Origin of the sequence: Acinetobacter lwoffii (assembly GCF_019343495.1) — a bacterium.
Lineage (GTDB): Bacteria > Pseudomonadota > Gammaproteobacteria > Pseudomonadales > Moraxellaceae > Acinetobacter > Acinetobacter lwoffii_P.
In genome coordinates, this window is record NZ_CP072549.1 from 818,833 (window position 1) to 838,792 (window position 19,960).

General features: G+C 42.7%; 17 protein-coding genes and 3 pseudogenes. 13 read left to right on the forward strand and 7 right to left on the reverse strand.

The features are described 5' to 3' along the window. Positions 1-58: 58 nt before the first annotated feature. From J7649_RS03815 to J7649_RS03850, 8 genes and pseudogenes are all read left to right on the forward strand, one after another. Positions 59-1,660, forward strand: coding sequence for an ABC transporter ATP-binding protein (locus tag J7649_RS03815; protein WP_219309450.1), 1,602 nt, complete (start codon positions 59-61; stop codon positions 1,658-1,660). A gap of 41 nt (positions 1,661-1,701) precedes the next feature. Then, positions 1,702-2,799: an ABC transporter permease gene (locus tag J7649_RS03820; protein ID WP_219309453.1), complete on the forward strand. Its 1,098-nt coding sequence runs from the start codon at positions 1,702-1,704 to the stop codon at positions 2,797-2,799. 33 nt (positions 2,800-2,832) lie between these two features. Continuing rightward, positions 2,833-3,753 (forward strand): ABC transporter permease, encoded by a 921-nt coding sequence (locus tag J7649_RS03825; protein ID WP_219309454.1) that lies wholly within the window; start codon positions 2,833-2,835, stop codon positions 3,751-3,753. Between the two features lie 43 nt (positions 3,754-3,796). Next, positions 3,797-5,093 (forward strand): annotated as a pseudogene (locus tag J7649_RS03830) (amidohydrolase family protein). Between the two features lie 186 nt (positions 5,094-5,279). Beyond that, positions 5,280-6,356: pseudogene (locus J7649_RS03835) on the forward strand (DUF4010 domain-containing protein); the annotation flags it as partial. Positions 6,357-6,461: 105 nt separating this feature from the next. Continuing rightward, positions 6,462-8,147 (forward strand): phosphoethanolamine transferase, encoded by a 1,686-nt coding sequence (locus J7649_RS03840; protein ID WP_219309455.1) that lies wholly within the window; start codon positions 6,462-6,464, stop codon positions 8,145-8,147. Between the two features lies 1 nt (position 8,148). Then, the gene (locus tag J7649_RS03845; protein WP_219309456.1) at positions 8,149-8,820 is read left to right on the forward strand and encodes a response regulator transcription factor; all 672 of its coding nucleotides are present in this window, start codon (positions 8,149-8,151) and stop codon (positions 8,818-8,820) included. A gap of 5 nt (positions 8,821-8,825) precedes the next feature. After that, on the forward strand, positions 8,826-10,145 hold the full coding sequence (locus tag J7649_RS03850) for a sensor histidine kinase (protein WP_219309457.1): 1,320 nt from the start codon (positions 8,826-8,828) through the stop codon (positions 10,143-10,145). A 66-nt stretch (positions 10,146-10,211) separates the two neighbouring features. Here the strand turns inward: J7649_RS03850 and J7649_RS03855 are convergent, their stop codons facing one another. Both J7649_RS03855 and J7649_RS03860 read right to left on the reverse strand, forming a co-directional pair. Continuing rightward, positions 10,212-10,883, reverse strand: a complete 672-nt coding sequence (locus tag J7649_RS03855) for a phosphatase PAP2 family protein (RefSeq protein WP_219309458.1) — start codon at positions 10,881-10,883, stop codon at positions 10,212-10,214. A gap of 39 nt (positions 10,884-10,922) precedes the next feature. After that, entirely contained in the window at positions 10,923-11,309 is a 387-nt protein-coding gene (locus J7649_RS03860; protein ID WP_004729795.1) for a diacylglycerol kinase, read from the reverse strand. Between the two features lie 187 nt (positions 11,310-11,496). On the opposite strand from J7649_RS03860, the gene J7649_RS03865 reads away from it, so the two are divergent. The 5 genes and pseudogenes from J7649_RS03865 to J7649_RS03885 all read left to right on the forward strand — a co-directional run. Further along, positions 11,497-12,231: a thermostable hemolysin gene (locus J7649_RS03865; protein WP_219309459.1), complete on the forward strand. Its 735-nt coding sequence runs from the start codon at positions 11,497-11,499 to the stop codon at positions 12,229-12,231. 35 nt (positions 12,232-12,266) lie between these two features. Continuing rightward, positions 12,267-13,787: an AMP-binding protein gene (locus J7649_RS03870; RefSeq protein WP_219309461.1), complete on the forward strand. Its 1,521-nt coding sequence runs from the start codon at positions 12,267-12,269 to the stop codon at positions 13,785-13,787. Between the two features lie 38 nt (positions 13,788-13,825). Continuing rightward, on the forward strand, positions 13,826-14,677 hold the full coding sequence (locus J7649_RS03875) for a TauD/TfdA family dioxygenase (RefSeq protein ID WP_219309462.1): 852 nt from the start codon (positions 13,826-13,828) through the stop codon (positions 14,675-14,677). A 51-nt stretch (positions 14,678-14,728) separates the two neighbouring features. Beyond that, positions 14,729-15,538: an SDR family oxidoreductase gene (locus tag J7649_RS03880; protein WP_219309465.1), complete on the forward strand. Its 810-nt coding sequence runs from the start codon at positions 14,729-14,731 to the stop codon at positions 15,536-15,538. Positions 15,539-15,726: 188 nt separating this feature from the next. After that, a pseudogene (locus J7649_RS03885) lies at positions 15,727-15,867 on the forward strand (ISNCY family transposase); the annotation flags it as partial. Between the two features lie 25 nt (positions 15,868-15,892). Here the strand turns inward: J7649_RS03885 and J7649_RS03890 are convergent. The 5 genes from J7649_RS03890 to J7649_RS03910 form a co-directional block, all read right to left on the reverse strand. Beyond that, positions 15,893-16,654, reverse strand: a complete 762-nt coding sequence (locus tag J7649_RS03890; RefSeq protein ID WP_219309469.1) for an alpha/beta fold hydrolase — start codon at positions 16,652-16,654, stop codon at positions 15,893-15,895. An 877-nt stretch (positions 16,655-17,531) separates the two neighbouring features. Further along, entirely contained in the window at positions 17,532-17,900 is a 369-nt protein-coding gene (locus J7649_RS03895; protein ID WP_219309471.1) for a hypothetical protein, read from the reverse strand. Continuing rightward, positions 17,901-18,263, reverse strand: coding sequence for an immunity protein Imm33 domain-containing protein (locus tag J7649_RS03900; RefSeq protein WP_064102146.1), 363 nt, complete (start codon positions 18,261-18,263; stop codon positions 17,901-17,903). Positions 18,264-18,392: 129 nt separating this feature from the next. Then, positions 18,393-18,995 carry a nitroreductase family protein gene (locus tag J7649_RS03905; protein ID WP_219309473.1) on the reverse strand — a complete coding sequence of 201 codons (603 nt, stop codon included), beginning with the start codon at positions 18,993-18,995 and terminating at the stop codon, positions 18,393-18,395. Between the two features lie 433 nt (positions 18,996-19,428). Then, a complete protein-coding gene (locus J7649_RS03910) occupies positions 19,429-19,920 on the reverse strand; it encodes a hypothetical protein (protein WP_219309475.1) in 492 nt (163 codons plus the stop codon). Between the last annotated feature and the right edge of the window lie 40 nt (positions 19,921-19,960).

A 19,960-nucleotide genomic window follows, 5' to 3' on the forward strand; every position in this document is an offset into this window, starting at 1 on the left:
TGAATGCCTGCACGCTTCAGATGGATGCCGCACTGTCACAGCATTGAATAGGGCACTGATGATGACCTCTCAACACGATAGATCTGTTCATACGCAAGAGTTGAACGCACGTTCTTCTTCAGGTGTACCGCGTTTACAGCTCATCAATATCTGTAAAAGTTACAATTCATTGAAAGCGAATGACCAGATACATTTAACCGTTCAACCTGGGCAGATTCATGCCATTTTGGGTGAAAATGGTGCTGGCAAAAGTACGCTGATGAAAATCATTTATGGAGCAACCAAGGCCAATCAGGGACAAATCCTCTGGAACGGTAAAGAAGTTCATATTGATAACCCGTCGATGGCAAGAAAACTCGGGATTGGCATGGTCTATCAGCATTTTTCTTTGTTTGAAACCTTGACCGTGGCGGAGAATATTTCACTGGGACTGGATGAAAAGATTCCTTTAAAAGCTCTAAGTCAAAAAATCATTGCAGTCTCAGAACAATATGGTTTACCCATTGATCCACGCCGCGAAGTACATTCTTTATCGGTAGGTGAGCGGCAACGTGTCGAAATTATTCGCTGCCTTTTGCAAAATCCCGCTTTAATCATTTTAGATGAACCGACTTCAGTATTGACACCACAAGCGGTACGGCAACTGTTTAAAACTTTACGGTTATTGGCCTCCCAAGGCGTTTCAATTTTATATATCAGTCATAAATTACACGAGATCAAAGAACTCTGTGATGAAGCGACCATCTTACGCAATGGCCGTGTCACCGGAAATGTTAATCCCAAAGACAACAGTACCAGTGATTTAGCACGCTTAATGATTGGCCGTGATTTACCGACTTATGTACGCCCTGAATATACAGGTGAAAAACAGATATTATTCCAGGTTGAGAATCTCAATTACCAGTCCGACGACCCATTTGGTGTGTCGCTGAAAAATATCAATTTAAATATTTTTGCCGGTGAAATTGTAGGAATTGCCGGGATTTCTGGCAATGGGCAAGCAGAATTACTGTCTTTATTGTCGGGTGAAAATAGCCTGAAACATGGCCGGATGGTTCTGGATCAAATCGATATTTCCCGATTCAGTTCTGGACAACGGCGTGATTTGGGCCTGGGCTTTGTCCCTGAAGAACGTCTGGGCCGAGGAGCAGTCCCGAACATGACACTGTCCCAGAATGCCTTGCTGACCGCATTTCGGCAGAACCTGACGCAATGGGGATTAATCAAGTTTGCACAATGTAAGCTTTTTGCCGAGCACTGTATTGAAAAATTCGGGGTGAAAGCCAGTGGCCCAGAGGCAGAAGCACGTTCCTTGTCCGGTGGAAATCTACAAAAATTTATTGTAGGCCGGGAAATTCTGCAAACCCCCAAATTTCTGATTGTGGCTCAACCGACCTGGGGCGTAGATGTCGGCGCGTCCATGTTTATTCGGCAGACCCTGATCGACCTCTCTCGACAAGGTGTTGCCATTTTGGTGATTTCAGAAGAATTAGAAGAGCTGTTTGAAATCAGTGATCGTCTCTGCGTGTTGGCCAATGGTGAACTATCTCCAGCGATACCTACTCATGAAACCAATACTGAAAATGTTGGGGTCTTGATGTCAGGTATTTCAAGTCATGACACTGCGATCATAGTAGAGGAGCAGCAAGCTCATGCTTAATATAGCCAAAAAACAAATATATAGGTTGAGAGGAAAGCGACATGCATTTACTGGAACCGCGTGAACATCCATCTCAAATCATGAAGTGGCTTTCACCACTCATTGCGCTGCTGGCCATGCTGATTGTCGGGAGTATTCTGTTTTTAATGCTGGGGATTAATCCCGCGCAAGCCATGTACATCTTCTTTATTGAACCGCTGACATCTTCTTATGGCTGGAGTGAACTGGCAGTGAAAGCCGGGCCTCTGATTCTGATTGCCTTGGGGCTGGCGGTGGGATTTCGAGCCAAATTATTCAATATCGGTGCTGAAGGTCAGCTCACCATGGGCGCGATTTTTGGCGGTGGTATTGCGATTTTATTTCACGACCAAATTGGCTGGTGGATTCTCCCGTTAATGATTGTCATGGGCGCACTTGGTGGGGCACTCTGGGGCGCAATTCCTGCCTTACTGAAAACCCATTTTAATGCCGAAGAAACCCTGACCACCCTGATGATGAATTATGTCGCAGTATGTGTGTTGCTATACCTGGTCAATGGTCCTTGGCGTGATCCGGAAGGGATGAACTTCCCACAATCGGTGGTTTTTAGTGAGAGTGCGACGCTGCCATTCATTGTAGAAGGCACACGCATTAATGCCTCTATTTTTATCACTTTTTTTGCAGTCCTTCTGTTTTGGGTTTTTATGCGTAAAAGTCTGACGGCCTATAAACTGGAAGTCAGCGGTCAGGCACCTTTAGCTGCCAAATACGCAGGTTTTTCTTCCTCTAAAGCCATCTGGATGAGTCTGGTGATTTCCGGAATGATGGCAGGTATTGCCGGAATCTGTGAAGTGGCTGGACCTATTGGTCAGCTGAATCCGAACCTGTCCCCAGGTTATGGCTATGCAGCGATTATCGTGGCCTATCTAGGGCGTTTAAACCCAATCGGTATTGTGCTGTCAGGCTGTTTTATGGCGCTGATTTATCTGGGCGGTGAAATGGCACAAATGCAGCTACAGCTTCCGGTCGCGATTACCGGTATTTTCCAGGGGCTGCTGTTGTTTTTCCTGCTGGCTTCCGATGCATTAATTGAAAACCGTTACCGGTTTAGCAAAAAAATGGCGTCACCGGTCCCTCAGCCCACAGCAACTACCCTTTAACCCAATGTTGTCTACAGCAAAAGGAAGCATGATATGGCTTTAGAAATAACTGCAATTCTTGCAGGTACTGTTGCAGCAGCAACACCACTGATTTTCGCAGGTCTGGGGGAATTGGTCACACAGCGGACAGGTGTGATTAATCTTGGAGTAGAAGGGATGATGCTGGTCGGTGCAATTGCAGGTTTTGCTTTTGCTGCGCAATATGATGCCAGTGTATTAAGTGCCTTATTGATGGGTGGTCTGGCAGGCATGCTGATGGCCCTGATTTTTGCCTTTTTTACCTTGTCTTTAAGTACCAATCAATCCGCGTGCGGTTTGGCTTTAACCATTTTTGGACTCGGTATCTCTGCATTTTTGGGACAGAACTACGTCAGTATGGCTTTACCGGGTCTGGCTAATTTTAATATTCCACTATTAGCGGATATTCCAGTATTGGGTCCAATTTTGTTCCAGCAAAACTATGTGGTGTATTTGTCAATCTTGGTCTTCTTTCTGGTGTGGTTTGTCTTGGCGAAAACCCGTTTGGGCTTATTGCTTAAAGCTGTGGGTGAATCACCAGAAAGTGCCCATGCCATGGGTTATCACGTGTTGGCGATTCGTTATGGCGCAGTGCTATTTGGCGGTTTGATGGCAGGGGTTGGCGGAGCATTTTTATCAACCGTATATACCCCGATGTGGATTGAAAATATGGTGGCAGGTCGCGGCTGGATTGCGATTGCACTGGTGGTATTTGCGGTTTGGAAACCAACACGTTTAATGCTCGGCGCTTACCTGTTTGGTGGCGTAACCATTTTACAATTTCACGCCCAGGCGCTTGGAATAAAGGTTCCGAACGAGTTGCTTGCCGCATTGCCCTATATAGCCACGATTGTGGTACTGGTCATGATATCGCGGAATAAAAAAGTGTTAAAAATGAATTTGCCATCTTTTTTAGGTAAAACCTTCGTGCCATAACCGCAGCCATTCATCAAAAACAGAATAGATTTGAGTATAAATCATGAAAATTTTAACAGCTTCCTATGTCCTCACCATGAATGTGCAAAATGAATGTATTAAAAATGGCGCGATACTGATTGATGGCAACCAAATAAAAGCAGTGGGTACATTGGCACAGTTAACCCAATGCTATCCAGAAGTGCTCATTGAAGATTATCCACAAACGATCCTGATGCCGGGCTTGATCAATACCCATTGCCATTCCGGTTTATTGCGTGGCACGGCAGAAGGATTACCGGTTCGGGATTGGTTACAGCAGTTCATTGACCCGATGCACCGGGTGTTGACACCAGAGGATGCAAAAATTGCCTCTTATTTGTGTTATGCGGAGGCGCTTTTGTCGGGAACGACTACTATCGTTGATATGTGGCGCTATATGGAGGGTAGTGCGGAGGCAGCAAAAGCCTTAGGGATTCGTGCTGTTCTAGTGCCCTATGTCGCAGAGCATCCGGATCACAATTATTTTGAAACCTTAAAAAGTAATGAGGCCTTAATCAATCGTTGGCATCAGCAGGCGAATGGACGTATTCAGGTTTGGGTGGGTTTAGAGCATCTATTTTATGCGGAAGCTTCAGCATTAAGCCGTATTGAAAAACTTTGTCAGGATTATCAAACCGGTTTTCATACCCACAGCAATGAAAGCCAATTTGATGTACAGGAAAACCTGCGCCGTTTGGGCAGATGCAAATGAAATTCAGATTTTAAGGCAACATGCGGTCGGTGTCGCCCATAACCCGATTTCCAATATGAAATTGGCCTCCGGTGCAGCCCCTGTGGTTGAAATGCTACGCCAAGGCATTGCGGTGGGTCTGGGTACTGATGGAGAAAAAGAAAACAATAACCTGGATCTATTTGAAGAAATGAAAACGGCATCATTATTGGCCAAGTTTTCGAATTTAGATGCGGCTGCCCTGGATACCTGGTCAGTCTGTCAAATGGCTACGATTACAGGAGCTAAAGCCTTGGGTATGCAAGATGAAATTGGTTCATTGGAAGTCGGCAAACAGGCCGACCTGATTGCGGTGAAACTGGATACACCGCGGATGACGCCGTTGATTGATCATAGAAAATTATTTAATTTGCATACCAATTTAGTCCATGCAGTTCAAGGCCAAGATGTCGTGATGACGATGGTGGCGGGACAGACTGTGGTTAAAAATGGCCGTTTGATCAATGCCGATTTACAGGCTCTAATTGATCAAGTGAATCAGGCGGCGCCACGCTTGTTTGAACGTCGTGATCAGTGGTTTGCAAAGCAGGGGCAAACGGTGAATGAATTACAGCGGGAAGAATTTTAAGATTTACGTGGATGTTGAGGTTATTCATTGATAGTGGGGTGACCTCAGACGCCTTTCTAACGAATGATTTAAATGAAATTAAACAGAGTGAATAGACTGATATTTTCTAATCTTTAGATGAGTTTCATTCATTCACTTCTAAATTGCATCTAATAAGCTATAAAACCATTCTTTGAATTTACCCCTTTGCATCTCTATATTGGGGTGATAGGAGCCGTAGCGGTCAGCCTGTTCTGTGTGTATAGCCTGTTTCAACAGAAGCAGGATATCGGCTCTACCACTGAACTGGCTTTTTTGATGACCTATATCATTGGCGCTGTTTGTGTTTGGAATATCCCACTTGCTGCAGGGATGGCGGTTCTACTTACGATCATCCTGATGGGCAAACAGACACTGCATCAATTTGCCGGAAAAACGATCCAAAGCTATGAGTTAAGAGATGGGCTACTTTTATTGGCTTTGATATTGATTGCGTTGCCGGTCATGCCCAATAAGCCCTTGTGGGGCGCCGTACTGAATCCCTATATCATCCTGAAACTACTAATTTTAATCTTGATTGTGCAGTCCATGGCACATGTGGCAAAACGAATCCTGTCCAATGATAAGGCGCTTATTTTATCTGCCTTAGCCTCGGGATTTGTCTCCAGTACGGCCACAATTGCCAGTTTGGGCATGCAAGTTCGATCCGGACAGGCCAGTGCTAAATTAAATGCAGGTGCGGGATTAATCTCCTGTATTGCCACCTTATTACAGCTCTTGCTGATTGTTCTGGGAGTGAGCGTAGAATGGTTCAAGTTTCTGCTAATTCCGAGTTTGGTGGGCATCGGAATTTTATGTATTGCTGCCGGATTCTTGATTTATCGAACTCCCCAAGCGGATAACAGTATGAGCATTAATGAAATACAAGAAATTGATAGCCGGATGTTCAGTATCAAAGAAGCGGTAATTATTGCGGTCAGTTTGACCTTAATCCAGGCTGGGATTTACGGCGCGAATCTTCTACTGGGGGATAGCGGCTTAATTTTAGGCACTTTTTTAGCCTCTTTATTTGAAGTGCATGCTGCTGTAGCAGGTGTAGTGATACAGGGAAATCCTCACAACCTGACTTTAATTTATGCTGTTATGATTGGACTTGCGGCACATGCGGTGTCTAAAAGTATCAATTCTTTTGTGACTGGGGGATGGAAATTTTTTCTGTATTTTGCACCTAGCCAGATTCTACATATGTTAGGACTTATCTTTATTCTTCTGAGTTTGAAATAAAGAAGGGCTGGTTTGCATATATTATGAAATGATCCAATCATTTTAAGTCATTTTTAAGATTCAGATTCTAGGCTAAAGCATCTTAAAGTCTTTGAGCCATGGATCATGCTGAAGCTGTTTTCCCATTCGTCTTCTTTTAGTCAGCGACCTAAAAAGTCGATTAGTCTTTCAGGCTTCAATATGTTGCTGGCTATGTGGCTAGGACTGATCCTAAACTTTGCTTTCTATCAGAAAATTCATGAATTTACGCCTTATGCCAATCTAAAAGCAGGCCTGTTACTGGTCGCTACGGCACTGATCATTATTGCGTTTTACAACCTGGTATTACAGTGGCTGAACTGGAAATGGAACGCCAAAATACTGGCCAGTGTCTTGATCATTCTGGGTGGCTTTAGTGCTTATTTTGTCAATAGTCTGGGGGTCGTTATTACGCCTGACCAGATCCAGAATATGCTGCAAACCGATGCCCGTGAAGTTCGAGATCTCTGGTCAATGCGACTGGTGATCTGGACACTGGTGTTTGTAACTTTTCCACTCTGCATCGTCTGGATGCTCAAAATACAGCCTGCATCGACTGGGCATCAGCTGGTGCATAAAAGCCTGAGCAGTGTAGTCTCACTCGGACTGATTCTAGGTTTATTGTTCTGTTTCTATGTCGATTATGCTGCCATCTTCCGCGAGCACCGCGATCTGAAGGGTATGCTTTCTCCACAAAACAGCATCGCGTCTACCTTGTCCTATTATAAAAAGAAAGCACCTAAAGCAAATTTGCCTTTGGTGACTTTTGGCGAAGATGCACATCTGCTACAGCAGGCTCAAATGCAGGAGCATCCCAAATTAATGGTGCTGGTAGTGGGAGAAACTGCACGTGCCGAGAGTTTTGCCTTAAATGGCTATGCGCGTAATACTAATCCTGAACTGAGCAAGTTAGCGGTGATTAATTTCAATCAGGTGAGCTCTTGCGGAACTGCAACAGCCGTTTCAGTGCCTTGTATGTTTTCGGGCATGTCACGTGAAACCTATGATGAACAGCTAGCCAGCCACCGTGAAGGTTTGCTGGATATTGTTCAGCGCGCAGGTTATCAGGTGACCTGGATTGATAATAACTCAGGCTGTAAAGGTGCCTGTGACCGGGTACAGCAATATCAGATTCCGGCTCAACTGAAACAGAAGTGGTGTGATGCTGGTGGTGAATGTTTTGATGAAATTCTGGTGGATAGCCTGAAAGATTATCTGGCGCATCTGGATAAAAACAACCCGCAACCGCAATTAATTGTACTGCATCAGATGGGCAGTCATGGCCCCGCATATTTCAAGCGTTCCAAAGCGCCGTATCAGCCATTTCAGCCGACCTGTAATAGCAATGCCATTCAGGGCTGTAGTACAGAAGAATTAAAAAATAGCTATGATAATTCGATTGTATATACAGACCATGTTCTTGCCCAAATCATTGAAACTTTAAAGCAGCAGACTCAATATCAGACCGGTTTCTGGTACCTGTCTGATCATGGAGAATCCACCGGAGAGCATGGTTTATACCTGCATGGTGCTCCTTATAGCATGGCGCCCACTCAGCAAACCCATGTCCCGATGCTGATGTGGTTCTCCGATGCCTGGAAGCAGCAGAATATCCAGCAGATCAGCTGTCTCAAAGGACAGACCAACCAAGCCCGTAGTCAGGATCATCTTTTCCCCAGCTTATTACGCTTGCTGGATATAAAAACGCAAGTGATTGAAGCTAAAAATGATATGCTTGCACAATGCTCACCATCCTTAAAGAACAGAGCTTGAAATGCATAAAATACTAATTATTGAAGATGACTTTATGATTGCCGAGTCGACTGAAACATTGCTCAAGTTGCATCAGTTTGAGGTGTACTGGGTCAATAATGGGATTGAGGGTTTAAAACAGTTACAGCAGCAGGTCTACGATATTGTCCTGCTCGATTTAGGCTTGCCGATGATGGATGGCATGCTGGTGCTAAAAAATATCCGGCAGAAGTTTCCGAATTTACCGGTGCTGATTATTTCTGCCCGGGATCAATTACAAAACCGGGTGGATGGGCTGAATCAGGGAGCAGATGACTATTTAATCAAGCCTTATGAATTTGACGAGTTACTGGCCCGTATTCATGCCTTAATACGCCGTAGTGGTTTAAAAAATACCGGGATAGATACGAATAAGAAATTATCACACAGTGGTTTGGAACTAGATCTGGAGCAGCATATCGCTCTGTTTAATGGACAGGCTATAGAATTATCCAATCGGGAATGGTCCATCTTAATGGCCATGTTAAATCATCCGAATAAAATTTTTTCCAAGAATGATCTGGAAGACAAGCTTTATGACTTTGATAGTGATGTCAGTAGTAATACGGTAGAAGTCTATATCCATCATCTGCGGGCAAAATTAGGAAAAGACTTCATCCGTACCATACGTGGGCTAGGATATCGCTTAGGATGAGCGCCATGCAGAAACGTTATTCCTTGCAAAAACGTCTGGTTATTTATATTTCATTATTTAGCGTAGTACTGGGCTGTGTGCTGATCTTTTCGGCATACCGGATTGCGCTCGAAGAAATTAATGAAGTACTGGATAAACAGATGCAAAGTCTGGCAGAGCGCATTGCAGAAAATCATCCGCAACCCCTGCAAAGCCAAATAGATCTGGCAAAACAATACAGTGAAGAAGATTTATTTGTAGATATCTGGTCCTATACAGATACAGCCACTTCCTTGCATCCGCAGGATGTTCTGGTGGCACCGGTCAGGAAAGCAGGTTTCTACAAGCATCAAACGCCATATGGAACCTGGTTAACTTATATTATTCCTGCTAAGCAATTACAGATTCAGGTGAGCCAGCAGCAAAATGTCCGGCAGGAACTGGCGCTGGAACTGGCAGCCAATATGTTTCTTCCTTACGTACTTTTTTTACCTTTTGCAGTGTTTGGCTTAGGCTGGATGATCCGGAAAAATTTTCAGCCACTCAATGACTTTAAAACTGAATTGGCCAGCCGCAAGGCACAAGACTTAAAGCCAATTGCAATGAAAGATTATCCCCTGGAGCTGGAACCGACCATTCAGGAAATGAATTATCTGTTTGGCCGCATCTCTCTAGCCCAACAGGAACAACGTCAATTTGTAGCGGATTCTGCACATGAATTACGCACGCCACTGACGGCCTTGAATTTACAGCTACAAATTTTGCTACAGCAGTTCCCTCAGAGCGAGTCTATCCATAATTTGAGTCAAGGCATTTTGCGCATGCAGCATCTGGTCAACCAGTTATTAAGTCTGGCCAAACAGGATGTGACCGAAGGTTTAAGCGAACCTGTTCAATTGCTATCACTGAATCAAATGACAGTCACCTGTATCGAAGAGCTGATTCAACTGGCGCTACAGAAAGACATTGATTTAGGGGTAGAGCAGCAGCAGGAACTCTTGATTCAGGGCCAAGCTTCGGCCTTGCACTCGATTATTTATAATTTAATTGATAATGCGATTAAATATAGTCCGAAGGATGGCGTGATTAATGTGTCGATTTTCCAGCAAGGCCATCAGGCAGTTTTACAGATTGAAGACAGTGGTGCAGGTATAGATCCCGCTCAATTCAATCAGATCCGGCAACGCTTCTACCGGATACATAACCATGCAGAAATTGGCAGCGGTTTGGGTTTATCCATTGTAGATAAAGCCACCGAGCGCTTGGGTGGAACACTAGAATTTTCGCGAAGTGTCAATCTGAGTGGCCTTTGTGTACAGGTCAAGTTTCCTTTGGCCAAAGCCTAAGCAAATAGGCTTCTAGTTTTTGGAGTTAAGGTTGCCTGATACTAGAGCGTATAGGAGTGGTCTTTTCTATTGGGGGAGTTTGTGGCTAAACAGCGTATAGCCAATGACATTGATGCACCAGATAATCCAGCCAGTCCAAAGGTTATGACTCAGGAAATGTGCACCGCGCATCATTTGTGCCCAGCCCATGGCCAACCCTAAAATTACTGCAGCGATCAGAAGAAAATAAGCACGCTTGCGGTTATAAATGCGATAAACAAAATAGCCGGCCATTAACGCAAAACCACTAGATGCATGCCCTCCAGGAAAACAGTGGCCTGCAGTGGCACTAAAATCCCACAAAATCCCATTATGGGTAGGTATGGTCATATCCCAGGGACAGGCATGGGCCGACTGAGATTTTAAAATTCCGATCGAGGCCGTGGTCAGCACCACCATGCTAAAGAAATAGCCAAATTCCCAGCGCCGCGTATGCCAGTTCTGCCATTTTAGTGATGCCAACCAGGCCAGTAATAATGTGATATACACCAGAATCAGCAGGTCTTTCACATAGCGATGATTGAGTTCTGCCAGTGCCCATTGTTTTCGAAGGGGAAATTGACCATGATCATCGATAAAGGGATAGATGAGCTGCAAGTCCAGCACTCCTCCAATATCAAAGAAGTTGAGAAGAATCAAAAAACTGAAGATCAAAAGTAAGGTTTGGGTCAGTAAAAACCGGGAACGGTCAGTGATCATTTTTAAGTTGTCCATTTCAGGCAGTAGCAAGAGCAGAGGTCAAATCAAATGACCAGCCAAAATGATGCCCCAGGTCAGGGCAATTAAACTAAGTGCTACAAACTGAGCCGCACTGCCCATATCCTTGGCATTTTTAGACAGTTCATGCCGTTCCATGGAAATACGATCTACCACTGCCTCTATCGCTGAGTTAATCAGTTCAATGATCAACGCCAATAGGCACACGGCGACCATCAGCGCTTGCTCAGCTGGACTAACCGGCATCCAAAAACTTAGAGGAATCAAAATAAGGTTGATCAGCAGAATTTGCCGGAAGGCAGCCTCATTTTGAAAGGCGGTTTTAAAACCAGCCAGGGAATAACGGGTCGCATTAAAAATACGCTGCGTTCCTGAGGTGCCTTTATAAGGTGAGCGGTAGGAAGACATAGAACAGTTTCAGTTAACAAGAGATAGGATTAACTTAAATTTTCAATCTTAAAATGCTCTTAAAAAAACCGGCCGATCTCTGGATTTTTTATACACACAGCTTTTACATTCTTTTGCACAAAATTAAGAATTTTTTAAGTTTGGACTTCTATCTTGAGTAGCAAGTTAATTTCGTGGTGTGAGCCAAATGATCAAGTTTAGTTTTGATCCTTATTTATCTAGTCAGATTCACTTTCTAAATACATATTTCAAGCAGCCTGAATATAAAAAACAAACCCATCACAATAAATTTTTACTACAAGTACCTCCGGCGTATCCGGTAATTTCAGCACAGGATCAATCGCTACATTTGACGGTCAAAACTGTAGAACAAAGCGAGACACCTGAACGCCGTAGCCTGGAAAATTTTATTCAGGAAAAATATCAGCAAGTCCATCAGGCCACTGTATCGAGCTTCTCTTCGACCCTGTTTGCCGGTTATCACGGAGCCGAGATGCAGGTGGTGATTGGTATGCAGCATTTAAATCAATTTAATGCCTTTCTGGAACAGTATCTCGATGAACCCGTTGAAAACATATTAAGCAAACTGAGCCAGACCAGGGTCAGCCGAGACAAAGTAGTAGAAATTGGCAATCTGGCAGCACTAGATATGGACAAAGCCAAACTGATGGTGGCCTTTCTGGTTTTTCATCTCTCGCAGCAACACATCGAATGGGCAGTATGTACCGGAACAACTGCAGTACGTTATGTGTTGCAACAGATGGGATTACGTTTTCATGTGCTTGAAAAGGCTGATCCGCAAGTCCTTGGAGAGGCACAACGCCTGTGGGGCAGTTATTACCAGCAGAAACCTTATGTGCTGGCGATTGATGTGGCAGAAGCCCTACAAGTCGCTCGTCAACTTTATCAATTTAGTCATTAAAGCATTTTGCTTGATTAGCGAGGCACAGAATTTAAATGATGACTGCTTTATTTGAACGTATCAACCTACAAGCACACCAGTATCCGCAGCGAGAAGCTGTGGTTACCGCACAGGCAACACTGAGCTATGCGGAACTACAGCAGCGGGTAGAATTATTGAGTGCCGGTTTCAAGCAGCTTAATCTACGACGTCTGGCCTTATGGGGCGTGAACAGCATCGACTGGATTGTGGTCGATCTTGCCGCACAAAAAGCCGGCATGACCGTGATTCCGGTACCTCTGTTTTTTACTGCAACCCAAGTACGGCATCTGCTTTCCGACAGCCAAACCGAGCTGCTATGTACTCTAGATGAATCTTTCTCTGCACCAGAATGGTTGCTGAATCTAGCCCAAGACATGAGTAGAGATGAGATATTTATTACTGGCCAACTACATGCACGCTTTTTTCAGCTAGAGCAGGCAGTACAGTATTCACTTTCTTTACAAACCCAGCAGCCGGCAAAAATCACCTATACCTCTGGCAGTACGGGGACACCGAAAGGCGTGTGTCTGGCTGAAGACACCATAGAATCAATTACTCATTCACTGAGTCAGGCACTGGCCAGCAGTCAGCTTGGACGGCATTTGTGCCTGATTCCATTTGCTACCTTGCTGGAAAATATTGCCGGCATTTATGTCGCACTGAGCATGGGACGCGCCGTAATTGTTGGCGAGGTGAGCCAGTTTGGCCTGACATCTAATCATACTTTTGAGACAGAGCGGTTTGTAAATGCAGTGCAGAGCTATCAAATCGAAAGTGTGATTTTATTACCGCAGATGCTGAAAGCGATTGTGGAATATAGCGCTGAACACGGTGCTGCAGGGTTCAAGATGCTGAAATTTATTGCGGTCGGTGGAGGGAAAGTCTCTGCTGATTTACTCAAACAGTGCCAGCAACTTAACCTTCCGGTTTATGAGGGGTATGGCCTGTCCGAATGTGCATCAGTAGTCAGTCTGAATCTGCCGGGTGCACGCCGCATTGGCAGTGTGGGTCGGGTTTTACCGCATGTCGAAGTTGAGATTGCAGCCAACAGCGAAGTGGTGGTGAAAGGTAATGCCATGCTGGGTTATGTCAATGATCAGGCCGCGACACCGTATATTCATACGGGTGATGCCGGCTATTTTGATGAGGAAGGCTATTTGTACATTACCGGACGCATCAAGCAGATGATTATCAGCAGTTTTGGACGCAATATTTCCCCGGAATGGGTTGAGTCCAACAGTCTGACCGAGCCGGAAATCCAGCAGATTGCCATTTTTGGCGAAGCCCAGCCCTATCTGTCGGCTGTGATTTATGCCCCTAATGACACCTCAGACCAGCAACTGGTAGCAGCGATTCAACGGGCCAATAGCCGGATGCCAGACTATGCTCAGATCAAACACTGGTGTAGATCTCCAGAGCCATTTTCCCTGAACAACCAGATGTTGACCGACAACGGCAAACTGCGCAGACAGCAGATCCAGCAAAAGTTTCAGGCTGAACTGATACCGGACGAGTCCCAATCTATTTTTGCATAGTTCACAGACCCATAGATCTATCGAATGAGAGCGAACACATGAATATTGCACAGCAAGCTTTGCACACCACACCTAATCAGATTAAAACGCAATTGGTAGAACAGGGCTGGGTTTTGTTAAGACATGAACACTATGACGTGACATCGTTTAGTGAGCTCATGAATAGGCTATGCCAGCGGCTGACTTATGATCCTGCACGCGAAAACATCACTCGCCAGTCTCAGAAAGTTGATGCAGGTAGCCAGGCCATGGGACTGCATATTGAAAATGGCACGACGCCTTTACCGCCCGATATCATCGCCTTTTTCAGTGAGAAAAGTGCTTCGCGCGGTTCGCAGACTACCTTATGTGATGGGCATGAAGTCTGGAAAAATATGCCGGATGCTCTCAAGCAGAAATTTGCCGAACCGATGACCATTAGCCGTTATTTACCCAAACCGATCTGGCAGAAATATGTGGCCACTGCCTTGAATATTGAAAATGCAGAGCAGGTCGGCCAGCAGGAGCTACAACAGTTTATCCAGATAATACCCGGCCAGCGGATTAGCCCGGCACATGACGGGGGAGTGCACTACCATTTAAATATGCCGATGGTCCGCCATGACAATCTCAAGGGTGTTCCAGCATTTGCCAATACCTTGCTAGGGCCATCTTTCAATTATGAAAAACCCCGTTTTTATTTTGCTGATGGTTCAGAGATCAGTTCAGACTTACTCGCAGAACTGGCAGAGCGTTGTGAAACCCAGACCTCAGAAATTGACTGGCAGGATGGTGATCTGGTGATCATTGATAACAAACGCTTTATGCATGGCCGACGTGAAATCTTGGTACCACTTGAACAGCGCAAGCTATACATCTGTATGGGACTGGGCTTGAATCCTGACTTTTAAGCAAAGCAGAAAGAGACATCTTAAAAAATTCAACGATAAGAGAAATGATCTATGTCCAATTTAACAGCAGTTCTTCTAGGTGCGACCGGTGGCATCGGACAGGCCATTGCCGATATTCTTGGGAAAAATGGCCTGAATCTGGTTCTGGTCGGACGTAATGAACGGACTTTACAAAAATTAGGTGAAAAACTGGCGCAGTGTTATCCGGATATACAACTGCAAGGGATCTGCTGTGACCTGGCCGAGCAGCACAGCCGTAACGATTTGCTAGGTGCGCTGGCCGAACTGAATACCCCCATTCACTATTACATCAATAATGCCGGTATCAATGATTTCAGTCTGTTCTCGCAGCAGTCACAGGAAATGATGGAACAGATGATGCTGATTAATGTGGTCTATCCCTTGCAACTGGTGCAAGGCATGATTCCATTGATGTCAAAAACTCAGCCAAGCCAGATCATTCATATCGGTTCTACTTTCGGTAGCATTGGCTATCCGGGTTATGTCAGTTATTGTGCCAGTAAATTCGCCTTGCGCGGTGCCACCGAAGCGCTTGCACGTGAGTATGCTAAGACCTCAATTCAATTTCGTTATTTTTCACCAAGGGCAACGATCACGGAAATGAATGATGCAAATGTCACAGAAATGAATCAGGCACTGGGAACTAAAATGGATGATCCTGATTTTGTCGCACAAGAGTTTTATCATTTCTTACAGAAAGATTGTCAGTCGTATCAGGTCGGTTATCCTGAAAAGATCTTTGTGAAGGTAAATCAGGTTTTACCCAATATAGTTTCTGGTTCGATTGAAAAAGATCTGGATACTATTTATAGATATGCTGATCCAAATATGTTTTTTTAACAGTTAAAGGTATACACACAAGGAAAACTCCAAAATTAACTTTTATGGATAATAACTTTGAAAGAGTGCTGTCACAGAGATTCCATTTAACATAATATACATTATACGAAATCAATCTGTTAGAACCCATTCAAAATGTCTATATTCTCACCAATAAAAATGTCTAGTTTATGATGCGCATCAACATCCGAGATGGTACTTCAGGTCTGATGCATGCCAGCTGTGGTCAACAGGGTCATTGTCGCCATGACGATCTATTAAAATCAGAATACCTTGCCATTATTTCTGAACATTTGCTTAGCTTTGGTCCTACATTGGTGCATGAGAAGTAACGCTTGAAACGTTCATATCAGCTTAATTCAAAAAGGTTTTTATGTGCTGGATCACTTCTTCTGGTTTTTCGCCATGCAGCCAATGTCCTGTATTTTCGATCATTTCAATTTTTGCTTGAGAAAATTGCTCATCAATTGCTGCGAAGTGTTCCGGTTTTGAAATATAAAAAGAATTTCCACCACGCAGGAATAAAGCTGGCTGATTCATTTTTTCGAGCTTTTCCCAATCCATAATATCTGAATAATGATCAAATAAAGCCTGAACATTAAAGAGCCATTGTCCTTTATTAAAGGATTTTAATAAAAACTGAATTACCATTTCTTCATGAATGTATTCACGCATAATTTTTGCTGCCTCAAGTCGTGAAGCAACATTTGCTTGCTGTACTGCGAATAAAGCTTTAAAAATTTCAGTATGATGACTTTCATGATATTGGATCGGTGTGATATCCAGGACGATCAACTTTTCAGTTTGTACGCGGGCTAAATCAGCCAATTTCATGGCAATTTTTCCGCCCATAGAATGCCCTACTACTACGAACTTTTGAATATTTAAACTCGATAAAGTTTCTAGGACATCTTCAGCCATAAGTTGATAATTTAAGTCTGAGCTATGAGCAGAAAGACCATGATTGCGTACATCAATTTGAAGCACGGTTCTTTGCTCAGAAAAATATCGAGCTAGTACTCCTAAATTACTTAAACTACCGAATAAACCATGAATAAAGACCATTGGAGATAGCACTGACGTTTCGTGGTGTTGGAGTTGATAATTTAGGATCATTTGAGAATTCCGTGATTTCTGTATTTAACTGTTAATAGTGGGTTTATATTAGGAATTAATCAATTGTAAAATTTTTAAATATAAAATTTTGCTTAGGCTATTTTATGGAAGTATATTTTGCTTAGGCTAAAAAAACTTAATCGATTCATAAGTTTTTAAAATTACGATTTAAGATCTGGATGGATATCTGGCTATAAATATGAACGAAGATGGTTAAATTGTGATGCAGACCAAATAAAATTAATGAAAACCTTAAAACTGGGATTTAATAACATGTAAAGCACTTTTAGGTCGGAGTGTTTCTTAAATTAACTCGCTGTGATTATCCAAATAGACTGAGGTAATTTAAATAATCTGCCTTAATATTTACTGCTCATAATTTATTAAAGATCGACCATTCATAAGTAGCTTATTAATCGACTTAATTCTGTTTAAAAATAATACGTTTTAAGACCAAATGAGTTACAGGCAGTAAATATCAGTATTATCAATTCCCCCTTCTCCCTTTCTTGAGAAAGTTGTTAAACTTATGTGTTGCTTAGGCTATTTTTAGCATCTTAAGATATTCAAGTTATTAGCTTAAATATCAGCGTACAATCACGCTATCCTACTTAAATCGTCCTGTTCAAGAAATTACAAAACTACGATTATTCATTTATTCTTATCAATGTATTAAAAACAGTGGATATATACCCGAGATATTAGATATTCACACCAAGATAAATTTAAATTAACTTAACAGATTTTTTATTACATGATATTCAGGAAATGGTCTTTCAGGTTTTAATATCTATAAAATCTGGTTGTGAAATAGACTTACCTACTTAATTTTTATTCTACTGCGAAAAACTTTCAAGATAGAAAAGTATTTTATAATTTATTCTACATTCCTATTTTTACAAAATACGCTTGTGGTCATTCCAGATTGAGTCAAACTTTGATCCTGCCTCTTAAGAAAACTTTTGGCGACCATGACCATCGTGGGCGCCATATCCAGACTGCTGTTTTCTTCGGACACCTTTTGAATATCCTGATAGGCTTTCAGTCGTTTGCAGAAAGCCTGACGTTGAGTTTGGGCATCTACCTTTTGATCATCTTCATCTAAAATATGCTTGGTTTCATTAACGATTTTAGTCTGAGCTGAAATAAACTCGTCATAGGCACTTTGTGAAAGCCGCTGTGCGAAGACCACACTACTCAGTCCTAATAATAATCCAGCACAAATGAAAGATGATTTTTTTAGCATTTAAATTTCTTCTTTCCAGACATCTTCATAATCATCGGCATCAATCATGAAACGAAAACCTGTTTCCAGAGCCAGATACGGTAAAACTTCTGGTGCGATGTCCTGTAATTCACGTACGGTCATGGTTTCAAAAGCATCTTCACTTGAAGGTTCTCCGCCGTAAATATACCAGCTGATATTTTCAGCCGGCTCGGGCTTTTTACGAATGCCGACAATCGGATCTTGTTTCAAGGTATGTACGGCCACGGCAACCACATCATCACCACTCACTTCAACATAAGCCGAACCTACTTCTTCACAGAGCAGTTTTTGTTCCGCGATCAGTTCTTGTAAAGGTGACAGGTTTTGCGTGTTTTTCGACATTCGGTCTTACTCATCAATTTTCATTAGCGCGCTATTTTAACTTAATTTTAATGAAGCTGATTGGGATTTCATCGAGATCTAAAAAATATCTGCCCTTAAACCGTGTTAAGCGCAGATATGGATCTCAACTTATTGGAAGACTTTAAAGCGCTCTTCATCCGCCAGATAATCTTTAGCTCGCGGCTCGCCTTCTATCGAACCAAACACCAACTGTGCACGCAACTTCCAGTTCGATGGAATGTCCCATTCCGCATGAACTTGCTCATCCACGATCGGATTGTAGTGCTGCAATGATGCGCCCAATCCTTCTGTATGCAATGCTGTCCAGGTTGCAAATTGTGCGATCGCAGTCGAATGCTCTGCCCAGATTGGGAAGTTATCAGCATAAGATGGGAATTGTGCCTGTAAGCCTTCTACGACTGTGTGATCTTCAAAAAATAAAACAGTGCCTACCCCTGCCGCAAAACTTGCCATTTTTGCTGTGGTTTTTGCAGCGCTTTCTTCATCTTTGGCATAGCTTTTTAATTTATCTGCGACGAAGCCCCAGAACTTTTCATGTTCTGAATTGAATAAAATGACGGCGCGCGACGACTGAGAATTGAAAGAAGATGGGCTTTGCTTAATTGCAGTCTGAATCAAATCAGTTAGACGTTCAGGAGATTGTTCAACATTTTTGGCAATGGCATAAATAGTACGGCGTTTAGTAATTAAATCTAAAAACTGATTCGACATTTTTGAAAATCCTGGGATATATCTTCGGGAAAATTTGAACCTTCAGTTATTTTTGTGAAGGATAGCTAATCAATGAAGCTTTTGCTTTAACGTGAGATAAAGCTTATATACCTTAAAAAATAATAGACTGAATTACTAGGCTATTTAATTGATATTTTTATATATTTTTTAGCTAAAAATGATCATTTTCATCTATTTTTTGAACATTCGTTAAAACTGCTGCCCTATGATAGAGCCTGATGCTAAACAATGGTTCAACATGCGCTATTACTGAGCAAAATTTTAAGAATAAAAGACGTTCAATCACCAAATTTAATCTTGCTTAGGCTATTCTAAAGAATAGCACATCATGAAATAAATCTCATATTGCAGATAAAAAATAATCCCCCAAAATTGGAGGATTAATTTTATAAATAAAAGCTAAAAACCCAGTTTAAAACTTCGCGTTCAACACCTGAGCAGATACTTTAGTTTTCCAGAGCTCACGTAAAATCGGTAAATAGAATTTCTCACCGAGTTCAACCAGCTCTGCATCAATCAAGGCATGCATCTCGTGCATAAACAAATAATCCAGTTCAACTGTGGTTAGTTTAGTCTGCTGTTTTTGATAGTCTTTGCGTTTCTGTTGGGCTTGTTTAACCAGACGATCCGCAAATGCTTTATCTTTAAACTGGGTAATTGCTTTTAATCGCAGTTCGATAATACCCCATCCAGTTAAGAATATCTGGAAGGTTTCAAAATCATCGCTGGTCGATTCCCAAGACATTTCTTCCAGATTTTCATTATCGGGAAGCACAGGTAAAAGAAGTTCCATCACACTTGGGAAAATCTTTTTGAAATTCAGAATAAATTTAACAGGATGCTCACCTGGATAATCCTTGAATTGCACCTTTCTTTGAACATCTGTTAAATAAATATCAAGCATAAAACAATCATCAGTGGTTAATCTCATCTAGCACTATTGT